The organism is Ruegeria hyattellae, from assembly GCF_041537925.1.
Classification (GTDB): Bacteria; Pseudomonadota; Alphaproteobacteria; order Rhodobacterales; family Rhodobacteraceae; genus Ruegeria_C.
This window is the reverse complement of sequence record NZ_JBGOSH010000003.1, coordinates 365,369-386,577: the sequence shown is the minus strand read 5'-3', so window position 1 is coordinate 386,577 and position 21,209 is coordinate 365,369. Positions and strand designations below refer to the sequence as shown.

Below are 21,209 nucleotides of genomic sequence, written 5' to 3'. Positions count from 1 at the left end.
GCCTGCAGCGTGACAGACGCGAAAGGATATGTTCAAATCGTTCGGCAACTTATTCAGAGGAGGATTGCTATGAGCCTGAGTGCGCACCTGACCGAACTGAAGAAGAAGCATGAACATCTCAGTCATGAAGTCGAAGAAGCGCAGCGTGCACCAGGAAGTGACGGGCTCCACCTGTCTCAACTGAAGAAAAAGAAACTGAAGCTCAAGGAAGAGATTGAACGGCTGTCCGCCTAAGCGGAGAGACTGGCGCGCGCCGCAATCAAGGCTCCGCCAGTGACCAGTGCGGCCGCGATTGCCAGAGCCCAAGTCGGCTCGGCAATCCCGGTTAACACAAGGACGGCGGTAGATAGGATCGGCGCAGCATAAGAGCTGGTGCCGAGTAGTTGGATATCGCCGCGCTTGATTCCGATATCCCAGACATAAAATGCCAGTCCCACGGGCCCGAGGCCGAGCGCTGCCACTGACAGCCAGCCGATGGTGCTCTGTGGCCAGACGGTATCCTCAAGTGCAAAATGTAGCCCCCAAGACGCGATGGCGGTAATCACGCAAAACACCGCAACCGAACTCGTGGGCGTGTCGCCCAGGCGCCGGGACAGCACCGAATATCCCGACCAGGTGAGTGCGCAGAGAAAGGCCAGCCCGTAGCCCGCCAGATACTCTGCCTGAAACCCGGAGCCGGTCCCGCTTGCGATGATCAGCGCCGCGCCGGCAAAGCCGATCAGGGCACCCAGCAGGTGGCCCGGACGTAGTTGTTCACCGGGCAGCAGGCCGGAAAACAAAACGATCAGTAGCGGCCACATATAGGCGATCAGCCCCGCCTGAGCCGCCGGCGCCAGCCGCAAGGCCGAAAAATAGAGCGCGTGATACCCAAACAGGCCAACCGCGCCGAACAGGAAGACCTTTGGCGGCACTGTCTGCAACCTGCCGAACCCGCCGGAACACCCGGTCCAGATCAGCCCGAGCGTGCCGCCGATCGTGAAGCAGATCGCGTTCATCAATAGAGGTGGGGTCGGCGCCGACCCAACCGTGAACAGGGCCAGCAGCGACCATAACAGGACGGCGACAAATCCAATGGCGGTGGCGCGGTGTTTGGTCATGCAGGGGGGATATCCTCGACAGGAACGATCTTGAATGCGTCCGAGACATGGGCGGTTTTTTCGATCTCGGTGACAAACCAATCCCGGAACGCGGCAATCTGCGGGCGCATTTCCGCTCCGGGCAGGCACAGGAATCGGAAATGGCCTGCGGTTTCAATGGCGATTTTGAACGGAGCGACAAGGCGGCCCTCGATCATGTCCTTGAGGATCATGGCGCGGCGACCCAAAGCAACCCCGATCCCGGCCAGCGCGGCATCGACGGCGTGATCGGCGTTGGAAAAATGCGCGCCATGGGTCGGCGTGAAATCGATCCCAACCGCCCGAAACCACGTTGGCCAATCCGCTGGCGGTTTCAGAAAACCGATCGAATCGTCATGGATCAACGGTGCGTCTGTCAGGCTTTCGGGGGTCGGGAATTGCGCCGCCAGTTCCGGCGTCATGACAGGTGTCAGCCATTCTTTTCGCACAGGCACCGAATACAGCCCCTCGTCCGGGCCGTATCCAAACCGGATCGCCACATCCACGTCGTCACGTTCCAGGTTCACAACACGCAAGGTGGCCGAGAACCTCAGATCGATCTCGGGATGTTCACGGGCAAAGTCATAAAGCCGCGGCGCCAACCATTTGGCTGTCAGGGCGGGGCCAGCGGTCACCGTCAACGTTGTGTTGTTGTCCTGCAGCCGCCTTGTGGCCTGCCACGCGGTCTGTAGGGCAGCGAACCCGTCGGCGGTGCCGGGGGCCAGGGTGCGTCCGGCGTCGGTCAGTTTCACGGCGCGGTTCAGGCGCCGGAAAACCGGTTGGCCCAGTTGCTCTTCCAGCGACTTGATCTGAAAGGACAGCGCCGCCGGGGTGACATTCAGTTCCTCGGCTGCCTTGGCAAAAGACATGTGCCTTACGGCGGCATCAAACGCACGCAGGGCGGTCAGAGGGGGCAGGCGATCCGGCATGGTCGGTTAAGAATATCTTGTGTGATGCTGCAGAATGTCTTGTTTGTGCAAATGAAATGCAACGATCATATTTGGGTCAAGTCAAACGAAACTTTTCTGACAGGAGGCCAGGATGATCGAAGTGACGACAAATCCCGCTGCACACCGAGCATTTCTCAAGGCGCATGAAGAGCGTTCGAAAGCTCTCAGGTCGTTCTGGCATTGGCTGACAGGTTCCCGCTGAAGCAGCGCGCGCGTTCTTACGGGATGAAGGTGAGGGCCGGTCACGTCGACCGGCCCTCTTTCGTTTATTCAGACGAAGAACTGTGCGCCGTTGGCTGAGATGGTCGAGCCGTTGACAAAGCCTGATTCGTCAGAGGCCAGGAACGCGACGCAACGCGCGATCTCTTCCGGTTCGCCCAGGCGACCTGCGGGAATCTGGCTGATGATCGAGTCGCGCACCTTCTCAGGCACTGCCATCACCATTTCGGTCGCGATATAGCCGGGGCAGACCGCGTTGGCCGTGATGCCGGCCCGCGCGCCTTCCTGAGCCAGCGATTTGACGATGCCCAGATCACCAGCTTTGGTCGCGGCATAATTCGCCTGCGCGAACTGGCCCTTTTGGCCGTTGATCGAGCTGATCACGATGACACGGCCGAATTTGCGCTCGCGCATGCCCGGCCAGACCGGGTGGACAGTGTTGAAGACACCGGTGAGGTTGGTGTCGATCACCTGATGCCACTGTTCCGGTGTCATCTTGTGGAACGGTGCGTCCTTGGTGATGCCCGCATTGGCCACCACGATGTCGATCGGCCCCAGATCGGCCTCGACCTTTTCGATGCCGGCCTTCGATTCGTCGTAATCGGCGACGTTCCATTTGTAGGTGGCGATGCCGGTTTCGGCGGTGAAGGCGGCGGCCGCTTCTTCATTGCCGGCGAAGGTGGCGGCGACATTGCAGCCTTCCGCTTTCAGAGCCTTGGAAATTGCTGCGCCGATGCCGCGTGAGCCACCGGTGACGAGTGCCGTTCGTGCCATTGAGGGGTCCTCCAGATTATTCTGACCTTGGTAATGTTGTTACTGCCCTGATCCGGGATGCGCAATTATATTGCTGCCGTTTTGTTGTCTTTTGACGTGTCTATTCTGTCGCAGGTCCAGCGTACCGATTGGATCGCAAAGAAAAGGGCGCCCAAAAGCGCCCTATTCGGTCCTGATTGACGCCGCTCAATCCCGCTCGACGCAGAGGGCGACACCCATCCCGCCGCCAATGCACAGCGTGGCGAGGCCTTTCTTGGCGTCCCGACGCTTCATTTCGAAGAGCAGCGTGTTCAGCACCCGGCAGCCCGATGCACCGATCGGGTGGCCGATTGCGATCGCGCCGCCGTTCACGTTCACGATTGACGGGTCCCAACCCATGTCCTTATTCACGGCGCAGGCCTGTGCGGCAAAGGCTTCGTTGGCCTCGACCAGGTCAAGGTCGTCCACCGACCAGCCCGCTTTTTCCAGCGCCTTGCGCGAGGCATAGATCGGACCGACGCCCATGATCGACGGGTCCAGACCGGCGGTGGCATAGGACGCAATTCGCGCCAGCGGCTCGATGCCGCGCTTTTCGGCATTGTCTGCCGACATTAGCAGGGTCGCTGCCGCGCCATCGTTCAGACCGGATGCGTTGGCAGCAGTGACCGAGCCGTCCTTGGCGAAGGCCGGACGCAGCTTGGCCATGGCTTCCATGGTCGCGCCGTGGCGGACGTATTCGTCGCTGTCCATCACGATGTCGCCCTTGCGGGTCTTAATGGTAAAGGCGGTGATTTCATCGGCGAACTTGCCCGCTTTCTGGGCGGCTTCGGCCTTATTCTGGCTGGCCACGGCGAACTCGTCCTGCATGTCGCGGCTGATCTGCCATTTCTCAGCGACGTTTTCGGCGGTCTGGCCCATGTGATAGCCGTTGAAGGCGTCCCACAACCCGTCGCGGATCATGGTATCGATATATTTCATGTCGCCCATCTTTTGGCCTGCCCGCAAGGCAGCGGCATGGGGGCTGAGCGTCATGTTTTCCTGTCCGCCCGCGGCCACGATCTCGGCGTCGCCCAACTGGATGTGCTGCGCGCCAAGCGCCACGGCCCGCAAGCCCGAACCGCAGACCTGATTGATTCCCCAGGCTGCGCTTTCCTGTGGCAGTCCGGCATTGATATGCGCCTGCCGGGCTGGGTTCTGACCCTGAGCCGCAGTCAGGACCTGACCCAAGATGGTCTCGCTGACCTCGCCCTTGTCGACGCCCGCGCGCTCGACCACGGCTTCCAGCACAGCCGCGCCAAGATCATGTGCAGGTGTGTTGGCAAATGAGCCGCCAAAACTGCCGACGCCCGTCCGCGCCGCCGATGCTATTACTACGTTTGTCATGTGGTCAGTCCTCTGCCGTCAGGGTCAGCGGAACGTATTTGACGCATTCGGGATCCTCACAAGGTCCCCAGAGCGCCCAATCATCTCCGCTCTGACACTGGCAATAGCGCAACGCTGCAGATGCAGCAACCGGTAGCTTTGCAGCATCGGCACGGATCATCCGACGTGAGAGGCAGGTTCAGGCTGTACGGCGTTCGCTGTCCGTCTGCCAGGGTGGTTTGACGCTGGGCGCGCCAAACAGATAGCCCTGCAGGGCATCGACGCCCGCCTCGACCAGAAAGCGGGCATCGTCCTCGGTCTCGACCGATTCGGCCACGATCAGCATGTCGAACTCACGGGCGAGCGCGATCAGCGACCGGACCACAGATTGATTGTCCGAATCGGAGCTGACCTGGCGGACGAACTGGCCGTCGATCTTCACGGCATCGAAGAAGAAGTCACGGAACAGGCTGAACGACACCGGGTCGGCACCGTAATCGTCGAGCGCAAAGGCGATTCCGAGACCTTGCAGTTGGTCAATGAAATCGATCACCAGTTCAGGCACAGTCATCGCCGACCCTTGATTGATTTCAAGGATCAGCCGCTCGCCCAGCGTTTCGTCCTGTTTCAGGAAACGTTCCAGGATACGCATCCAACGCCTGTACCCGATGGACCGCGCCGACATGTTGATCGACAGGCGAATCTGCGGTGCCTTCGAAAGTGTTTTCAACCCGGTTTCCAACGCGATACAGTCGAGGTCGCGCCCCACTTCGGTATTTTCGACCGCCGGCATGAACTCGCGCGCGGGAATCACCCGGCCGGTTTCGTCCAGAACCCGGATGAAGCCCTCATAAAACGCGACCTGATTAGGCGCGCGGGCCTGCATCACCGGCTGAAAGGCCAGCATGCATTGCTTGTGCCGGACCGCATCCTTAGCCATTTGCAGCACTGATCTGTCGCGCCGTTCAACCGCGTTGTTGAGCGGGCTCTCGGCACCTTCTGGAAGATCGTTATTCCGGCGTTCTCGTTTCAGGATCATGACCTGGGTTCCTGCGCGACAAAGGGACCGGGCCAGCTTTTATCAAAACAGTTAACAAGCGCCTAAAGCGCGAATTTTTGGTGAATTGGAACTATTAGTGCAGGGCTGGCTGTCACCGCCCTATTCGTTGTTCGGTTCGTTCGGCCATCGGTGCCGCATTCCGATTTGCGGACCCTGCGGTGCCGACGTAGCTTGCCTTCTGCATGCGCGCGTCATCGAAACGCGGTTTCTGCGGGTTCAGGAGCCGCGGCAGACTGACCAGTACGCAGCCCATTGCACCCGCACCCATCAACGCCAGGCCGGTGACATAAAGCAGCGGAACGTCGGGTAGCACCTGCACAGCAAAAGAGGCAAGCAGAATCCCAATACATCCGGCAAACAGAAAAAAGCGCATCGATGTGGTCATGACCATCGTCATCCCAGTTCTGGTTGCTGCGGGGCAACACTCACCCGGCAGGATTTTTGCCGCTCTTGAAGTGACATCTATTTAGAAAGCCACCTGCCGGTATTCAATGGAAGGAGGCTGCAGCGATACCTCATCTATCCCGCAAGTCTTTGGCAGAATGTGGAAAGATAATGGGAAACATAAAGGCGTTTCCGACCAATTGGTGCCAGAATTGACTGCCTGATAGGTATAGTTCACGACATCGCGCCGCACAGATACGGCCTGACTATCCCGCGGCAGGGACATGTTGGTGCTGATACCACAGGTTTTCTTGGTTAACTCCCGGACTTGACCAATTCGGTGATGATGGCCTTGGCGCTGTTCGAGTTCCAGTCGGCGTCGCCACGCATGCGCGCGATCTCGTTTCCGTCGGGGTCGAGGATGACAGTGATCGGCAGCCCCAGAACCGCCATGTCACGGGCGACCGCCTGTTTGGGGTCTTGATGACGTGGCAGGTTGTCAATGCCGGCCTCGTCGAAAAACTTCCGGATTCCCGCAGGCGCGTTGCGGCCGGTTGCAAGCGTCAAAACTTCGAACCGATCGCCGCCGAACTCCGCCTGAAGCTCGGACAGCATCGGCATTTCCTTGCGGCAGGGGGCGCACCAGGTAGCCCAGAAGTTCAGCAGAACATATTTGCCCTGATAGTCGGCAAGCGACCCGGTTCCCGCGCCATCGGCCAGCTCGAATCGGTTGGCCGAAGTCGCCTTGGGTTCCAGATGAAAGACCAGCTTTTTCATCGAGCCTTCGCGCAGCGCTTCCAGCGCGGCAATATCTTCGCCAGCCGCATTTGCACCCGAGGCGAGGGCGGTATAGACGAGCGCAAGCAACAGTTTCTTCATATCCCCTCCGAAGGGTTTTCAGACCAATGACCGACACGACCTCGAACCAGATGTGGGGCGGCCGCTTTGCCGCCGGACCAGACGCGATCATGGAGGCAATCAATGCCTCGATCGGGTTCGATCAGCGCATGGCCGCGCAAGATATCGCAGGGTCGCGTGCCCATGCGGCGATGCTGGCCGCGACAGGTGTGATAACTGATAGTGACGCGCAGGCCATTCGGGAAGGGCTGCTCACCGTTTTGTCAGAGATCGAGGCGGGGGAATTCGTCTTTTCCACCGCGCTGGAAGACATCCACATGAATGTCGAGGCGCGGCTGAAAGAGATCATCGGCGAACCTGCAGGGCGTCTGCATACGGGCCGAAGCCGGAATGACCAGGTGGCGACCGATTTCAAACTCTGGGTGCGCGATCAGTTGGATGCGGCCGAATCCGGCCTGCTGGCCCTGATCGCGGCACTATTGTCGCAGGCCGAAGCGGGCGCCGATTGGGTGATGCCCGGCTTCACCCATCTGCAGACCGCGCAGCCGGTGACCTGGGGGCATCACATGATGGCCTATGTCGAGATGTTCGGGCGTGACCTGAGCCGTGTGCGCGACGCGCGCGCCCGAATGAACGAATCGCCTTTGGGGGCGGCGGCGTTGGCGGGCACTTCCTTTCCGGTCGACCGGGACATGACGGCCACGGCACTGGGCTTCGACAGGCCCGCTGCCAACTCGCTTGACGCGGTCAGCGATCGGGATTTCGCGTTGGAGTTTCTGTCTGCGGCCTCGATCTGCGCCATGCATTTGTCGCGCTTTGCCGAAGAACTGGTGATCTGGTCTTCGGCGCAGTTCCGGTTTGTGACATTGTCCGACCGGTTTTCAACCGGCTCATCGATCATGCCGCAAAAGAAGAACCCCGATGCCGCCGAGCTGATCCGCGCCAAGGTGGGGCGCATCTACGGGGCGAATACCGCGCTGATGATGGTGATGAAGGGGCTGCCGCTTGCCTATTCCAAGGACATGCAGGAAGACAAGGAGCAGGTCTTTGACGCCGCTGATAGCTGGATGCTGGCGCTGGCCGCGATGGAGGGCATGGTGCGCGACATGACCGCTAATCGCGAATGCCTTGCGGCGGCGGCAGGCAGTGGGTTTTCCACCGCTACCGATCTGGCCGACTGGCTGGTGCGCGTGCTGGGCCTGCCGTTCCGCGATGCCCATCACGTGACCGGCGCGTTGGTGGCGCGTGCAGAAACCCGCGGCTGCGATCTGCCGGACCTGACTATTGAAGAGATGCAGGAAACCCATGCTGGCATCACGGAGGATGTCTACAGTGTTCTTGGCGTCGAAAATTCGGTAAACTCGCGGACATCTTATGGTGGAACCGCCCCGGCTCAGGTGCGGGCGCAGGTTCAGAGATGGAAGGACATGCTGGGATGAAACGCGTTGCCGCACTGACCGCGATCGTTCTGCTGGCCGCTTGTGAGTCGACAAGTACCGGCGTCGGCGCCTCGGTTGGGGCCGATGGCGGTGCGGTGGGCGTTGGCGCCAGCTCCGGTCCGGTGAACGTCGGGGCGGGAACCGGTGGCGTTGGGGCCAGCGTGGATGTCGTCGATACCGGCAATGCGGCGGTGACGGTCGGGACCGGTGGTCCGGCGGCCTCGATGCGGGTTGGCAATTCGCCGATCCGGGTGGGTCTCGGACTGGGCGGATTGAGGTTGGGAATATGAAGCAACTCAGCCTGCTTGCCCTGCTTGCCCTCGCGGCCTGCGGCGCCGATGGTGAACCGGTGCAGCCGACGCTGAACGCCCATGGCGGTCTCGGCAGCAGTGGCGGCTATGTCGGCGGCGCGGTTGGTCTGAACAAGGGGCCGCTGAGCATCTATCTGGGGTTCTGAGCCAGTTCAGGCTGGCGGCATCCCGGTGGCGTGCTATCTCCGCCAAAACAACGGAGACCTCACCATCATGAGATTTCTCTTCCTCACGCTCGCCATCTGGGGCGCGATTCATCCAATGTACTATTTTTTGCAATGGTTCCGCGAGAACGGCTTTGACCTTTTCGCGATGACGGAGGCCTGGCACGCCAATGCGGCAAGTTCGGGTCTGGTTTGGGACCTGACAATCGCGGCCGTCGCCCTAACCCTGTGGATCATTGCCGAGACCGTCACCCGCAAGGACTGGATCAACCTGATCGCCATCCCCGCAACTTTCTGCATCGGGGTCAGCTGCGGATTACCTCTTTATTTGTTTCTGCGGTCCCGACCCTAAGGGGACGCTGAGAGTATTGTCTTATTGAGATCGCGGCGGCTTTTGCGATTACGTTCCTGCGTGATCGCAATGCGGACGAACCTGCTATTTGGAGCTTTGACGCTGGTCTCACTGTTCACCTAGTTTGGACGAAAGTAATCCAAGGCAAGGACTGGCATCATGATTAAGATAAGCCTTCGGTATCCCGACAGCGAAGACGGGCGCTTCGATATCGACTACTATGTGAACAAACACGCACCTTGGGCTCGGAAGCTGATGGGTGCCGCGCTGAAGGGATTTGAAATTGAACAAGGCGTCAGTGGCCGGGAACCCGACTCAAATCCAACCTATGTTGCAATTGCCAATCTGTATTTTGACTCTGTAGACGACTTCAAATCATCGTATGGACCAAACGCAGTCGAAATCCAAAGCGACATTTGTAACTACACTGGTATCCAGCCCACGATGCAAATCAGCCAGGTGAAGGACTCACATGTGCCAACAATGGCGTAGCCGCGGACTTAACCGAGCGGGATTCGGCCATGTATACTCCGGCTTGATACAGTCGTTCTCTACCACGTGAAGGTACGTCCGCTGTGGGCTCTTAACACCCATTCGTAGCGCCCGACCTGAAAGACCAATCTAGATTCGAAGATACGGCGATCTGCTAGAAGATCTGGCCAGTGTAAGAGCAACAACCCCATTGATCCGGCAAGGCATTTCAGTCTAAGCGCGGGCGCATGGATCATTTTCTTTATCGCGACGGCTGCCTCTATGCCGAAGATGTGCCAGTAACCGAGATTGCTGCCTCGGTGGGTACGCCGTTCTATGTCTATTCCACTGCGACCTTGCTGCGCCATTTCCGGCTGTTCGACGAAGCGCTGGAAGGGACCGAGCATCTGGTCTGCTATGCGATGAAGGCAGCCAGCAATCAGGCGATACTGATGACGCTGGCGCAGGCCGGGGCGGGCATGGATGTGGTCTCGGAAGGGGAGTATCTGCGTGCGAAAGCGGCAGGTGTTCCCGGTGCCAGGATCGTGTTTTCCGGGGTCGGAAAGACGGCGCATGAAATCCGCACCGCCCTGATCGGCGGCATCCGGCAGTTCAACATCGAATCCGAGCCCGAGATGCAGGTGATCTCGGCTGTGGCATCGGAACTGGGCGTGACCGCCCCGATCACCATTCGGGTGAACCCGGATGTCGATGCAAAAACCCATGCCAAGATCGCCACCGGCAAATCCGAGAACAAATTCGGCATCCCGATCGCACGTGCGTCGGAGGTCTATGCGCTGGCGGCCTCGCTGCCGGGGCTAAAGGTGATCGGCATCGACGTGCATATCGGCTCGCAACTGACCGAGCTCGAGCCGTTCGAGCTGGCCTATAAGAAAGTCGCTGAACTGACCGAGCAGCTGCGCAGCGAAGGCCACGATATCCGCCGCCTCGATCTCGGTGGGGGGCTGGGCATTCCTTATGCGCGTTCCAACGAAGCCCCGCCTCTGCCGGTGGAATATGGCGCTCTGATCAAGCGGACGGTGGGCCATCTGGGCTGCGAGATCGAGATCGAGCCGGGTCGCCTGATCGCGGGCAACGCGGGGCTGATGGTGTCCAAGGTGATCTATGTAAAATCGGGCGAAGGGCGGGATTTTCTGATCCTCGACGGGGCCATGAATGACCTTATCCGGCCCGCCATGTACGAGGCGCATCACGATATCGTACCGGTGATCGAACCGGCACCGGGGGTGGAACAGCGGCCCTATGACATCGTAGGTCCCGTCTGCGAAAGCGGTGATACCTTTGCCAAACAACGCAACATGGCGACGCTGACCGCGGGCGATCTGGTCGCCTTCCGTAGCGCAGGGGCTTACGGCGCGGTCATGTCGAGCGAATACAATACCCGCCCGCTGATCCCCGAAGTTCTGGTGCATCAGGATCAATTCGCGGTTATTCGCCCACGTCCGACCTTTGACGAAATCATAAACCGCGATACCATACCCGGGTGGCTTTGACGCTTTAGCGGCGCTGGCCCGTCAGGAGGCCAAGTTACGTGTCAAACCGGTCCAAATACCTGCCTGTCCCGCGCTGGTCGCTGGGACTGACCCGATTGGGGATGCTCTCGGAACGGGTATTGCGCAGTTTCTGGCCCCTGATTTCGATCCTTCTCACGGTCTGTGCCCTGTTGATGTTGGGCATTCACGATCTCGTCCGGGTCGAGTTTGTGTGGGCCAGCGGTGCGGCAGCTGTTGTCGGATCGTTGGTGGCGTTGGTCTGGGGCGCGCGGCGCTTTCACTGGCCCACGCGGGCCAAGGCGCTGGCACGGCTGGACCAGACCTTGCCGGGTCGCCCGATTCAGGCGCTGATGGACGATCAGGCGATCGGGGAACGGGATACGGCCTCGGTAGCGCTCTGGCACGCGCATCAGGACCGCATGGCCGCACGGGCCGCCACCGCCGCACCGGTGCAGCCAGATTTGCGGCTGGCCGCGCGTGACCCATACGCACTGCGCTATGCGGCTTTGCTGCTGTTCTGTGTAGCGGTTCTGTTTGGTTCGGTCTGGCGGGCCGGGTCGATTACCGAGATGACGCCCGGCGCGGCCACCGCCGCTCACGGCCCGACTTGGGAAGGTTGGGTCGAGCCGCCGCGCTATACCGGGTTACCGACACTCTATCTGAACGACATCTCCGACGCCGATCTGGATACTCCCGAAGGCAGCCGTATCATACTTCGCTTTTATGGCGAGGTCGGCGCACTGCGCCTGACCGAAACGATATCGGACAGCGGGGCCGAGGCTGCATCTGAGCCCGAGCAGGCACTGGTCGTCACGCGGGACGGAACCCTGACCATCGACGGCAATGGCGGGCGCACATGGGCGGTGAGCGTGGTTGCAGACACCGCACCGCAGATCGCCGTGGCCGGTGTGGCCGAGGCGCAGGCAGCAGGGCAGATGACGTTGCCCTTCACCGCCAGCGACGACTACGGCGTAGTGTCCGGCATGGCCGAGATCGCGCTTGATCTAGCCTCGGTGGACCGCCGCCATGGGCTGACCACAGTGCCGGACCCGCGCGAGGCGGTCTCGGTGGATCTGCCGATGCCGATCACCGGCGACCGCGACATTTTTACCGAGGACCTGATCGAGGATTTCTCGCAGCATCCATGGGCCAACCTGCCGGTGAAGATCACGCTCACCGCCCGCGATGCAGCGGATCAGCTGGGCGCAGCGGAACCGCTACAGACCAACCTGCCTGCACGCCGCTTCTTCCAGCCCTTGGCGGCGGCGGTCATCGAACAGCGGCGCGACCTGCTTTGGGCGCGCTCGAACGGACCGCGCGTCGCGCAAATCCTGCGGGCAGTCTCGCACCGGCCCGAGGAAGTGTTCCGCTCGCAGACCGCCTATCTGCGCCTGCGGGTGACCTTGCGGCGACTTGAGACCTTCAACGAATACGGGCTGAAGCCCAAGCAGCAGGAAGAGATTGCGCAGGCGCTCTGGGATCTGGCGATCATCCTAGAAGAAGGCACGCTATCGGACGCGCTGGAGCGGCTGCGTCGCGCGCAGGAGCGGCTGTCGGAAGCGATGAAGAACGGAGCTTCGGATCAGGAGATCGCCGAACTGATGCAGGAGTTGCGTGAGGCAACTGACGACTATCTGCGCCAATTGCAGCGGCAGGCCCAGCAGGACGGGGAAAACAGTGACGAGCGTCAGCCGGGCCAGGATAGCGAGACGATGCAGATGACCCAGGACGACCTGCAGCGCATGATGGACCGCATTCAGGAGTTGATGGAACAAGGCCGCATGGCCGAAGCACAGCAGGCGTTGCAGGAACTTCAGGAAATGATGGAGAACATGCGCGTCACCCAGGGCCAGGGGCAGGGTCAGCAATCCGAAGGTCAGCAGGCAATGGAGGGGCTGGCCGAGACCCTGCGCAATCAGCAAGGCCTGTCCGATCAGGCGTTCCGTGATCTGCAGGAACAATTCAACCCCAACGCAAACCGTGGCGAAAGCCAGCAGAACGAGGGCCGCAGCGGTGGTGCCGGGCGCGGTCAAAGCCATGAGGGCGAGGGCGGACAGGGTCAGGGCGACGGCCAACGGCAGGGAGAAGGCGCGGAGCAAGGCGGAGACGGGCAGGGCTCGCTTGCCGACCGCCAGCAAGCGCTGCGCGATGAGCTGCGCCGCCAACAACAGGGCCTGCCCGGCGAAGGCACGCCCGAAGGCGACGCGGCGCGCGACGCACTCGATCGCGCCGGGCGCGCCATGGACGGCGCGGAAGAATCGCTGCGGCAGAATGACATGGCTGATGCCATCGACCGGCAATCCGAGGCGATGGAGGCGTTGCGCGAAGGCATGCGCGCATTGGGAGAAGCGCTGGCGCAGCAACAGCAGCAGCCCGGCCAAGGTACGCAAGAGGGCGACATGCGCGCCCAAAACCGCGACCCGTTGGGCCGCAACCCGGGATCGCAGGGGTCGATCGGAACCGATGAGCAGCTGTTGCAAGGCGAGGACGTCTATCGCCGCGCCCGCGAATTGCTGGACGAGATCCGTCGCCGCAGCGGTGAGGGCGAACGTCCGCAGATCGAGCTGGACTATCTCAGACGGCTGCTGGACCGGTTCTGACCGGCCTCGCAGCGCTTGTTGCTAGGGCAGAAAACCTGATGCCTGCGAATCCAGCCAGATCCGCGCCTGATCGACAATTGCAACATAGGCGCTGACCATCGGTTCGGCCTGCGGAATCGTCTTGGCGATCGGTGGGGCGTAGAGATACAGCAGCGCCAGAACCAGCCCCAACAGGATCATCGACATGAAGCCACGGCGGAAGCCGCCGCTTTGGCGGGCTGGCGGGGCCTCTTCCGTGACTTCGGATTCGGTGGGCGCGGTGTCGGCCTCGCCATTGTTGCGCAGGGTCGAGTTAATCTCGTCGATATTGGGAAATAGCCCGCGCCGCGTGCCGGTTTCGGCAGCGGCATGATCGGCGACTGGCTCTTCGCCGCGAATGCGTGCCATGCGGTCGCGGGCCTCGCGAGCGCGGCGTTCGGGTTCGTCACCGGGATGGGTTTCTAGCCCCAGTTCGGGCTGGGTTTCCAGGCTTTCAGCCTCGGAAGACCGCAGCTGCTCTTCGCGCTCGGCCTCTGCTCGCAGAATGTCGGATACAGCAGTATCGAGGTTGCGCGTGGCGGGTTCCGGCGCAATGTCCTCTGGCTCTGGCTCTGGCTCTGGCTCTGGCTCTGGCTCTGGCTCTGGCTCTGGTTCCGATACCATGTCCGGCACAGGGGGCTCAGCGTCGTGGTGGTATTCCGACCCGGCCGAGCCTGGTGCGGGCTCAACGCTGTTTTCGGGGGCTGCCGCAGGGGGTTCTTGAGGATGCTCTTCTGCAATATCCGCCTGCGCGACGGGGTGGTCGGGATGCGTCTGATACCAGGTATCGCCGCAATTGGAGCATTGCACATCCCGTCCCTCTGGCGGGATGACCTCGCTCGGGACCTCGTATTGAGCGCCGCAATTCGGACAAGTAAGACGCATTCTGCCTCCGGGTTCGGGATCTGCCTGTTTTGGTTTTTGCGTGATGATAAGTTCTTAATGTCTGGGCGAAAAGGGAGATTTGGAAAATCTCACCAGAAGTGTCGCCAAACCGCCCCGGTCGGGGCATTGAAACCGCATCCCGACTAGGGCAAGAAGGCGACCAAAGAAACAAGGGGGCGGTGTTGATCGAGCTCGAAAACGTGGGCTACAGCTATGGCGGTGGCGAATTGCTGAGCAATGTCTCGGTGTCGCTTGCGCCTGGTTCGTTCCATTTCCTGACCGGCCCTTCGGGCGCGGGCAAGACCACCTTGCTGAAACTGTGCTATGGCGCGCTGCTGCCGACGGCAGGGCGGGTGCAGGTGTTTGATCGCGACATGGGCGCGTTGGACCGCGATGATCTCGCCATGCTGCGGCGCCGTGTCGGCGTCGTGCATCAGGATTGCCGCTTTCTCGACCACCTGCCGCTGTCAGAAAACATTGCCTTGCCGTTGGTTGCGTCGGGACGCGGCCAAGGGGGGGAAGGCGACAATCTGAAAGAGCTGATGAGCTGGGTCGGTCTGTCGTCGCGGGCCGAGGCCTTGCCACCCGAACTTTCAGGTGGTGAGCGGCAGCGCGCGGCGTTGGCCCGCGCGGTGATCATGTCGCCGGATGTGGTTCTGGCGGATGAGCCCACCGGAAATGTCGACTGGGACATGTCGCAGCGCCTGCTGCATCTGCTGGTCGAGTTGAACCGGATGGGCAAGACGGTACTGATCGCGACCCATGACCTGAGCCTGATCCGCGCCGCAAAGAGCCAGATACAGGCCCGCGTACTGCGAATCTCGAACAAGGGCTTGCAACTTGCGGGGGCCGACTTGTGAGTAACGGAACCATCCGGGGATTGCTGCTGAGCGACAAGCAGGCTGACCGTGTTGTCCCGCCGACTGGCTTCACCGCGCAACTGACGGTTTTTGTCGCCGGCGCGATGGCGTTTCTGGCGGTGTTTGCACTGGCGCTGTCGCTGGCCTCGGGCCGGCTGGCCGACCGCTGGTCGCAGGAGCTCGCGAAAGCGGCAACCATGCGGATCAATGCTCCCGCCGAGCAGCGCACGGCACAGACTGAGACTGCGTTGAAAATCCTGCGTCAGACACCGGGAGTTGCCAATGCCCGCGCGTTGTCGACCGAGGAGCAGGCCGCGCTCCTGTCTCCGTGGTTCGGCCCGGACCTGCCCATCGACGCGCTGCCGGTGCCGCAACTGATCGAAGTCACCGCAGGCGAGCCGGGCTATGACATTGCCGGGCTGCGTCTGCGGCTGAACGCCGAGGTGCCGGGCGCGGTGCTCGACGATCACACCCGCTGGCGCGAACCGCTGGTCGATGCGGCCAATGGGTTGCGCCGTTTGGGCCTGATCGCGATCCTGCTGATCGGCGGAGCGACGGCGGCGATGATCTCCCTGGCTGCTAACGCGGCGCTGGCGGCGAATGCGCAAGTGATCGAGGTTCTGCGGCTTGTGGGCGCCAAGGATGGCTATATCGCCGGGGCTTTCGTTCGCCGCTTCACCCTGCGCGCCCTGATCGGAGCAGCAGTGGGAGTTGTGTTCGGCATGATCGGCGTGATGCTGTTGCCCGCCGCTTCGGACGAGGGCGGGTTTCTGACCGGCCTGGGCTTTCGCGGCATCGGCTGGGCGCTACCATTGCTGATCCCGGTCTTGGGGGCTGTGGTCGCCTTTGCCGCCACTTGGGCTGCAGCCCGGCGCAGATTGAAGGAGTTGAGTTGATGGCAGTTCAGTGGCTTCGTTCGCTTGTGTTCACGATCGTCATGTATCTGTGGATGGCGGTGGTAGGCATTCTGTTCTCGCCCTATGCGCTGCTGTCGCGTAACGGCGCTTTACACGCCTGCAAGTTCTATGCGCGGTCGGTGATCTGGATGGCGGGCTGGATGATTAACCTCAAGGGCCAGGTGCGCGGTCCAGTGCCGACCGGAGAAGTAGTGATCGCGGCCAAGCACCAGTCGTTTTTCGATATCATGCTGATCTTTGCCGCGGTTCCGCGCGCTAAGTTCATCATGAAACGAGAACTGCTCTGGACGCCGTTCATCGGCCTTTATGCCAAGCGGCTGGGCTGTATTCCGGTCGATCGCGGTAAAAGGGGCGCAGCGGTCGCCAAGATGGTCAAGGATGTGGCGTCTGAGTTCTCGGAAGCGGGGCAATTGGTGATTTACCCGCAAGGCACCCGTGTCGCGCCGGGTGTGTACAAGAAATACAAGGTCGGGACGGCGATCCTCTACGAGGGGCTGAATTACCCTTGCGTCCCGGCGGCGACCAATGTGGGCGTCTTCTGGCCCCGAAGTGGCATCCTGCGCAAGCCGGGTATGGCAACGGTGGAGTTTCTGGAAACGATCGAACCGGGTATGGACCGCGACGCCTTCACGGCGAGGTTGGAGCAGATGATCGAAACACGGTCCAACGAGTTGATACGCGAGGTGGGGTTCGAGGTGAAAGACCGTCCTTGACGCCAGTTCGTACAAGCAAAGACCGGCCAGACGGGCCGGTCTTTTTTCTTAATTTGACCCTGATCAGCTGTGGATCGGACCGTCACCGCAAGCCAGCGCCGCCTCGCGCACGGCTTCGGAATAGGTTGGGTGGGCGTGGCAGGTTAAGGCCAGATCCTCAGCCGAGGCACCGAACTCCATCGCCACACAGACCTCGTGGATCAGGTCGCCTGCGCCGGGACCGATAATATGCGCACCTAGGATGCGGTCGGTGTCCTTGTCGGCCAGAATCTTGACGAAGCCATCACCGGCGAAATTCGCCTTGGCGCGTCCATTGCCCATGAACATGAACTTGCCGACCTTGTAGGCGCGACCCTGTTCCTTGAGCGTAGCCTCGGTTTCGCCCACATTGGATACCTCGGGCCAAGTGTAGATCACTCCGGGAATGACGCCATAATTTACATGACCATGCTTGCCCGCGACCTGTTCGGCGGCGGCCATGCCTTCGTCTTCGGCTTTGTGAGCCAGCATCGGACCGTCGATGCAGTCGCCGATCGCATAGATGCCCTTGACGTTGGTCTGCCAGTCCTTGCCCACCTTGATCTGACCGCGCGGGCTCATCTCGACACCCAGCGTGTCCAGACCCAGACCTTCGGTATAGGGTTTGCGCCCGGTGGCAACCAGAACCGTGTCGGCATCAATCACATGCTCACTGTCATCCTTGCGCAGCTTGTAGGTGACCTTGGCCTTGGTCTTGGTGGCTTCGGTCTTTTGAACCGCAGCGCCCATGATGAATTTCATGCCCTGTTTCTTGAGGATGCGCTGGAAGGTCTTCTGCACCTCGGGGTCCATGCCAGGCGTGATTGCGTCGAGGAATTCGATCACCGTCACCTCGGCGCCCAGACGCTGATAGACGGAGCCGAGTTCCAGCCCGATCACACCTGCGCCGATCACTACCAGCTTCTTTGGTACTTTGCCCAATGCCAGCGCACCGGTGGAAGTAACGACCACCTTTTCGTCCACGTCAACACCAGGCAGTGACGACGGTTCCGAGCCGGAAGCGATGATGATGTTCTTGGCGCTGTGGGTTTCGTCGCCCACTTTGACCTGACCGGCGGCGGGGACGGAGCCCCAGCCTTTGAGCCAGTCGATCTTGTTCTTCTTGAATAGGAATTCGATGCCCTTGGTGTTCTGGTCGATCGTGTCGGTTTTGTACGCCAGCATCTGCTTCCAGTCGACCGAGGGCGACTTGCCCTTGAGGCCCATCTTGGCGAAGTTGTGCTCGGCCTCATGCAGGGAATGGCTGGCATGCAGCAGTGCCTTGGAGGGGATGCAGCCGACGTTGAGGCAGGTGCCGCCCAGCGTTTCGCGCCCTTCGGCGACGGCGGTTTTCAATCCCAGCTGGGCGCAGCGAATAGCGCAGACATAGCCGCCGGGGCCAGCTCCGATTACGATGACGTCATAACTTGCCATTTTGGTGGTCCTTCACGATCTTGAGGCCTGAGCCTCGACAGTCTCGGTACTAGGGTATTTGCCTATGCTTCCGGACAGTGACATTTACACCCATCCTGACCCTAATAGCCGAATTCTTCGAAATCTTTCGCATAAATCACTTCGATCCGTGAGAGCGCCTCTGCGGAAAGCAAAGTCTCTGGATCAAAGTCCGACACGTTTCTATTCGCCCTTGGTGTGACCCAATTGTCTGGTAGAGGCCGGTCCAGACGTTCCGCGATGTCCCGGTAGAACGTCTCCATCTCTTCTGTTTTGCCAATTAGATGGGGCCTCAAAACGCGAGGTTTGATACTTGCCACCTGTGGTCGCCAGTGACGGTTGATGGTGTCAACACCATGATTTTCGATCATGATCTGAATGTAGTTGAGGAATTTATCCATCCCCCGCGAGGTCCGAACATCACGCTGCCAATCGAAACCGACCAGCGCGTTCATTCGCAAGCGCTCGTCCGAGAACCACACGTGCCGCTGATCGCTGGACGCGCACAGATACAGGAAAGCCGAAGTTGCCCTGCTGGTCGGGTTTCGAACTGTAGTCAAACGCAGCGTGGTTTCGAGTACCGCGAGGCCCGAGGACAAAGCGGATATTTCCCGATACACGTTGGCTGACGTCAGCCGATGAGCCGCGGCGTCGGGATTGATGTCGCTGGGCGGATCAATTTGCGTGGTGAGCGAAACGCCGAACTCCAACTCGAACAAGAACCTTTTGGTCGAGGACGTGCCGGTCTTGCCGTTGCCCTTGTAAGCCCAGCGCAGGCTAGGGGGGACAACAACTTCACTCATGAAGATGCGCGCTGAATCGATTGTCGGAAAGTCCTCTGGAAAACGCTGCACCGCGGCTTCCAATTGGCTGTACCGTTCGCGAGGTCGCAATTCCGGTTCGTGAAATATCGTCGCCATGGATCGAGCTACCGCAACTTGAGAATTCTGGACAGAAGGTGCCTCCTGCCGGGCGCAGTGTGGAATGGGCACACAGGTTTGATTGCCTTTCAGGTTTACACAGGTTCCAGTAGCTTCACCTCAACATGCGCCACACCACCGCGTTCGTGGTACATGGCGAGGTCTTCGGACTTCAGGAAGGCGCTGGCCTTGTTCAGATTAGTAATCTCGAACATCGCGATAGCGTGGTTGGCGCGATCGGGGTCGCGCCACACATGCAGGTCCTTGATCCCGGCGGCTTTGCGCGCCGGTTTGTCTTCGTGAAACACCTTGAGCCAGACGTCAAAATCGGCCACATCGGCCTGCCAGAGTACATGTGTCGCCATGGTTACAGATCCATCAGCAGGCGGCGGGGGTCTTCCAGCGCTTCCTTGACGCGCACGAGGAAGGTCACCGCACCTTTGCCGTCGACGATGCGGTGGTCGTAGGTCAGCGCCAGATACATCATCGGGCGGATGACAACTTCGCCGTTGATGGCCATCGGACGGTCCTGGATCTTGTGCATGCCAAGGATACCCGATTGCGGCGGGTTCAGGATGGGTGAGGACATCAGCGAGCCATAGACGCCACCGTTTGAGATCGTGAAGGTGCCACCCTGCATTTCGGCCATGCTGAGTTTACCATCACGGGCACGTTTGCCCTTTTCGGCGATGGCCTTTTCGATGGCTGCGAAAGACATCGCGTCGGCGTCACGGATCACCGGAACGACCAGACCCTGCGGCGTACCGGCGGCGACGCCCATATGCACGAAGTTCTTGTAAACGATGTCGGTGCCGTCGATCTCGGCATTGACCTCGGGCACTTCTTTCAGCGCGTGGCAGCAGGCCTTGGTGAAGAAGGACATGAAGCCGAGCCGCACGCCGTGCTTCTTCTCGAACTGGTCCTTGTACTGATTTCGCAGCGCCATCACCTCGCCCATGTCCACTTCATTATAAGTGGTCAGGATCGCGGCGGTGTTCTGGGCATCCTTCAGCCGTCTGGCGATGGTCTGGCGCAGGCGGGTCATCTTGACGCGCTCCTCGCGCGTGGCATCCTCAGCGGCTACCGGCGCGCGCGGTGCCTGGGCGACGGCGGGGGCGGCGGCTGGTGCTGCGGTTGCTGCGGCGGCAATGGCGCGGGTCACGTCCTCTTTCATCACGCGCCCATCTCGACCGGTGCCTTGCATCTGATCAGCGCTCAGCCCAGCCTCGGCCATGGCTTTTTCGGCCGAGGGCGCGTTGGCGATGTCCTTGCCGCTTGTCGCGGCGCTTTCCGCTGGTACTGCCGCGGCCGCGGGGGCAGGTGCCGCGCCGCTGGAAGAGCCCGAGATCACCGCCAGTTTGGCGGTGGCGTCCACGGTTGTGCCTTCGGGCGCGTTGATTTCCGCCAACACACCCGATGCGGGTGCGGGCACCTCGACCGAGACCTTGTCGGTTTCCAGCTCACACAGCATTTCGTCCTGCGCGACACTGTCGCCCACCTGTTTGAACCAGGTGGAAACTGTCGCTTCGGTGACCGATTCTCCCAGCGTGGGCACCATCACGTCGACCGATCCGCCGGAGGCTGCGGGCGCCGTGTCGGCGGCGGGGGCAGCGGCAGGCGCGGGGGCCGCGCCTTCACCGGCGCTGATGGTGGCGAGCAACGCATCGACGCCAACGGTTTCGCCTTCAGCGGCAACGATCTCACCCATCGTGCCAGCGGCGGGCGAGGGGACCTCGACCGTGACCTTGTCAGTCTCCAACTCGCAGAGCATCTCATCAATGGCGACGGCATCGCCGGGTTTCTTGAACCAGGTGGCGACCGTGGCTTCGGTCACGGATTCGCCAAGCGTGGGAACACGAACTTCGGTTGTCATC

General features: G+C 61.0%; 23 protein-coding genes. 11 read left to right on the top strand and 12 right to left on the bottom strand.

All coding sequences use genetic code 11. The features are described from left to right. Nucleotides 1-69: 69 nt before the first annotated feature. Nucleotides 70-234, top strand: coding sequence for a YdcH family protein (locus AB1E33_RS09330; RefSeq protein WP_306196709.1), 165 nt, complete (start codon nucleotides 70-72; stop codon nucleotides 232-234). On the opposite strand, the gene yddG is transcribed toward AB1E33_RS09330, so the two are convergent. The 7 genes from yddG to AB1E33_RS09295 form a co-directional block, all read right to left on the bottom strand. Further along, entirely contained in the window at nucleotides 231-1,097 is an 867-nt protein-coding gene (gene yddG, locus AB1E33_RS09325) for an aromatic amino acid exporter YddG (protein ID WP_372576990.1), read from the bottom strand. The two genes, AB1E33_RS09330 and yddG, sit on opposite strands and share 4 nt — an antisense overlap. Next, entirely contained in the window at nucleotides 1,094-2,044 is a 951-nt protein-coding gene (locus tag AB1E33_RS09320; RefSeq protein ID WP_372576989.1) for a transcriptional regulator GcvA, read from the bottom strand. Before AB1E33_RS09320 ends, yddG begins: the two co-directional genes overlap by 4 nt. Nucleotides 2,045-2,335: 291 nt before the next feature. Beyond that, a complete protein-coding gene (gene phbB / locus AB1E33_RS09315) occupies nucleotides 2,336-3,058 on the bottom strand; it encodes an acetoacetyl-CoA reductase (RefSeq protein WP_372576988.1) in 723 nt (240 codons plus the stop codon). A gap of 186 nt (nucleotides 3,059-3,244) precedes the next feature. Beyond that, complete coding sequence (locus tag AB1E33_RS09310; protein WP_372576987.1) at nucleotides 3,245-4,420, bottom strand: acetyl-CoA C-acetyltransferase; 1,176 nt, start codon at nucleotides 4,418-4,420, stop codon at nucleotides 3,245-3,247. A 178-nt stretch (nucleotides 4,421-4,598) separates the two neighbouring features. Continuing rightward, nucleotides 4,599-5,438, bottom strand: coding sequence for an EAL domain-containing protein (locus tag AB1E33_RS09305; RefSeq protein WP_372576986.1), 840 nt, complete (start codon nucleotides 5,436-5,438; stop codon nucleotides 4,599-4,601). Between the two features lie 112 nt (nucleotides 5,439-5,550). Continuing rightward, complete coding sequence (locus AB1E33_RS09300) at nucleotides 5,551-5,844, bottom strand: hypothetical protein (protein ID WP_372576985.1); 294 nt, start codon at nucleotides 5,842-5,844, stop codon at nucleotides 5,551-5,553. 314 nt (nucleotides 5,845-6,158) lie between these two features. After that, nucleotides 6,159-6,722 (bottom strand): TlpA disulfide reductase family protein, encoded by a 564-nt coding sequence (locus AB1E33_RS09295; protein ID WP_372576984.1) that lies wholly within the window; start codon nucleotides 6,720-6,722, stop codon nucleotides 6,159-6,161. Nucleotides 6,723-6,748: 26 nt separating this feature from the next. Between AB1E33_RS09295 and argH the strand changes: the two genes are divergently transcribed. The 7 genes from argH (at nucleotide 6,749) to AB1E33_RS09260 (ending at nucleotide 13,552) form a co-directional block, all read left to right on the top strand. Beyond that, nucleotides 6,749-8,140 (top strand): argininosuccinate lyase, encoded by a 1,392-nt coding sequence (gene argH / locus AB1E33_RS09290; RefSeq protein WP_372576983.1) that lies wholly within the window; start codon nucleotides 6,749-6,751, stop codon nucleotides 8,138-8,140. Beyond that, nucleotides 8,137-8,430, top strand: a complete 294-nt coding sequence (locus tag AB1E33_RS09285; RefSeq protein ID WP_372576982.1) for a hypothetical protein — start codon at nucleotides 8,137-8,139, stop codon at nucleotides 8,428-8,430. Before argH ends, AB1E33_RS09285 begins: the two co-directional genes overlap by 4 nt. Continuing rightward, on the top strand, nucleotides 8,427-8,597 hold the full coding sequence (locus AB1E33_RS09280; RefSeq protein WP_372576981.1) for a hypothetical protein: 171 nt from the start codon (nucleotides 8,427-8,429) through the stop codon (nucleotides 8,595-8,597). Before AB1E33_RS09285 ends, AB1E33_RS09280 begins: the two co-directional genes overlap by 4 nt. A 67-nt stretch (nucleotides 8,598-8,664) precedes the next feature. Further along, nucleotides 8,665-8,967 (top strand): DUF2834 domain-containing protein, encoded by a 303-nt coding sequence (locus tag AB1E33_RS09275; RefSeq protein ID WP_372576980.1) that lies wholly within the window; start codon nucleotides 8,665-8,667, stop codon nucleotides 8,965-8,967. 159 nt (nucleotides 8,968-9,126) lie between these two features. After that, nucleotides 9,127-9,459 carry an EthD family reductase gene (locus tag AB1E33_RS09270; RefSeq protein ID WP_372576979.1) on the top strand — a complete coding sequence of 111 codons (333 nt, stop codon included), beginning with the start codon at nucleotides 9,127-9,129 and terminating at the stop codon, nucleotides 9,457-9,459. A 227-nt stretch (nucleotides 9,460-9,686) separates the two neighbouring features. Further along, the gene (gene lysA, locus AB1E33_RS09265) at nucleotides 9,687-10,952 is read left to right on the top strand and encodes a diaminopimelate decarboxylase (protein ID WP_372576978.1); all 1,266 of its coding nucleotides are present in this window, start codon (nucleotides 9,687-9,689) and stop codon (nucleotides 10,950-10,952) included. A gap of 38 nt (nucleotides 10,953-10,990) precedes the next feature. Then, nucleotides 10,991-13,552 carry a TIGR02302 family protein gene (locus AB1E33_RS09260; RefSeq protein WP_372576977.1) on the top strand — a complete coding sequence of 854 codons (2,562 nt, stop codon included), beginning with the start codon at nucleotides 10,991-10,993 and terminating at the stop codon, nucleotides 13,550-13,552. 21 nt (nucleotides 13,553-13,573) lie between these two features. Here AB1E33_RS09260 and AB1E33_RS09255 read toward each other — a convergent pair whose 3' ends face one another. After that, the gene (locus AB1E33_RS09255) at nucleotides 13,574-14,455 is read right to left on the bottom strand and encodes a zinc-ribbon domain-containing protein (RefSeq protein ID WP_372576976.1); all 882 of its coding nucleotides are present in this window, start codon (nucleotides 14,453-14,455) and stop codon (nucleotides 13,574-13,576) included. A 182-nt stretch (nucleotides 14,456-14,637) separates the two neighbouring features. Between AB1E33_RS09255 and AB1E33_RS09250 the strand changes: the two genes are divergently transcribed. The 3 genes from AB1E33_RS09250 to AB1E33_RS09240 are packed head-to-tail and all read left to right on the top strand — an operon-like array spanning nucleotide 14,638 to nucleotide 16,945. Further along, nucleotides 14,638-15,315, top strand: a complete 678-nt coding sequence (locus tag AB1E33_RS09250) for a cell division ATP-binding protein FtsE (RefSeq protein ID WP_372576975.1) — start codon at nucleotides 14,638-14,640, stop codon at nucleotides 15,313-15,315. Further along, nucleotides 15,312-16,211: a cell division protein FtsX gene (locus AB1E33_RS09245; RefSeq protein ID WP_372576974.1), complete on the top strand. Its 900-nt coding sequence runs from the start codon at nucleotides 15,312-15,314 to the stop codon at nucleotides 16,209-16,211. Before AB1E33_RS09250 ends, AB1E33_RS09245 begins: the two co-directional genes overlap by 4 nt. Next, nucleotides 16,211-16,945, top strand: a complete 735-nt coding sequence (locus tag AB1E33_RS09240; RefSeq protein ID WP_372576973.1) for a lysophospholipid acyltransferase family protein — start codon at nucleotides 16,211-16,213, stop codon at nucleotides 16,943-16,945. Before AB1E33_RS09245 ends, AB1E33_RS09240 begins: the two co-directional genes overlap by 1 nt. Before the next feature lie 63 nt (nucleotides 16,946-17,008). On the opposite strand, the gene lpdA is transcribed toward AB1E33_RS09240, so the two are convergent. From lpdA to odhB, 4 genes are all read right to left on the bottom strand, one after another. Beyond that, nucleotides 17,009-18,397, bottom strand: coding sequence for a dihydrolipoyl dehydrogenase (gene lpdA / locus AB1E33_RS09235; RefSeq protein WP_372576972.1), 1,389 nt, complete (start codon nucleotides 18,395-18,397; stop codon nucleotides 17,009-17,011). A gap of 101 nt (nucleotides 18,398-18,498) precedes the next feature. Beyond that, nucleotides 18,499-19,335, bottom strand: a complete 837-nt coding sequence (locus AB1E33_RS09230; RefSeq protein ID WP_372576971.1) for a sulfotransferase family 2 domain-containing protein — start codon at nucleotides 19,333-19,335, stop codon at nucleotides 18,499-18,501. 95 nt (nucleotides 19,336-19,430) lie between these two features. Then, nucleotides 19,431-19,700 carry a hypothetical protein gene (locus tag AB1E33_RS09225; RefSeq protein WP_372576970.1) on the bottom strand — a complete coding sequence of 90 codons (270 nt, stop codon included), beginning with the start codon at nucleotides 19,698-19,700 and terminating at the stop codon, nucleotides 19,431-19,433. Between the two features lie 2 nt (nucleotides 19,701-19,702). Then, complete coding sequence (gene odhB, locus AB1E33_RS09220; protein WP_372576969.1) at nucleotides 19,703-21,208, bottom strand: 2-oxoglutarate dehydrogenase complex dihydrolipoyllysine-residue succinyltransferase; 1,506 nt, start codon at nucleotides 21,206-21,208, stop codon at nucleotides 19,703-19,705. Nucleotide 21,209: the final 1 nt, after the last annotated feature.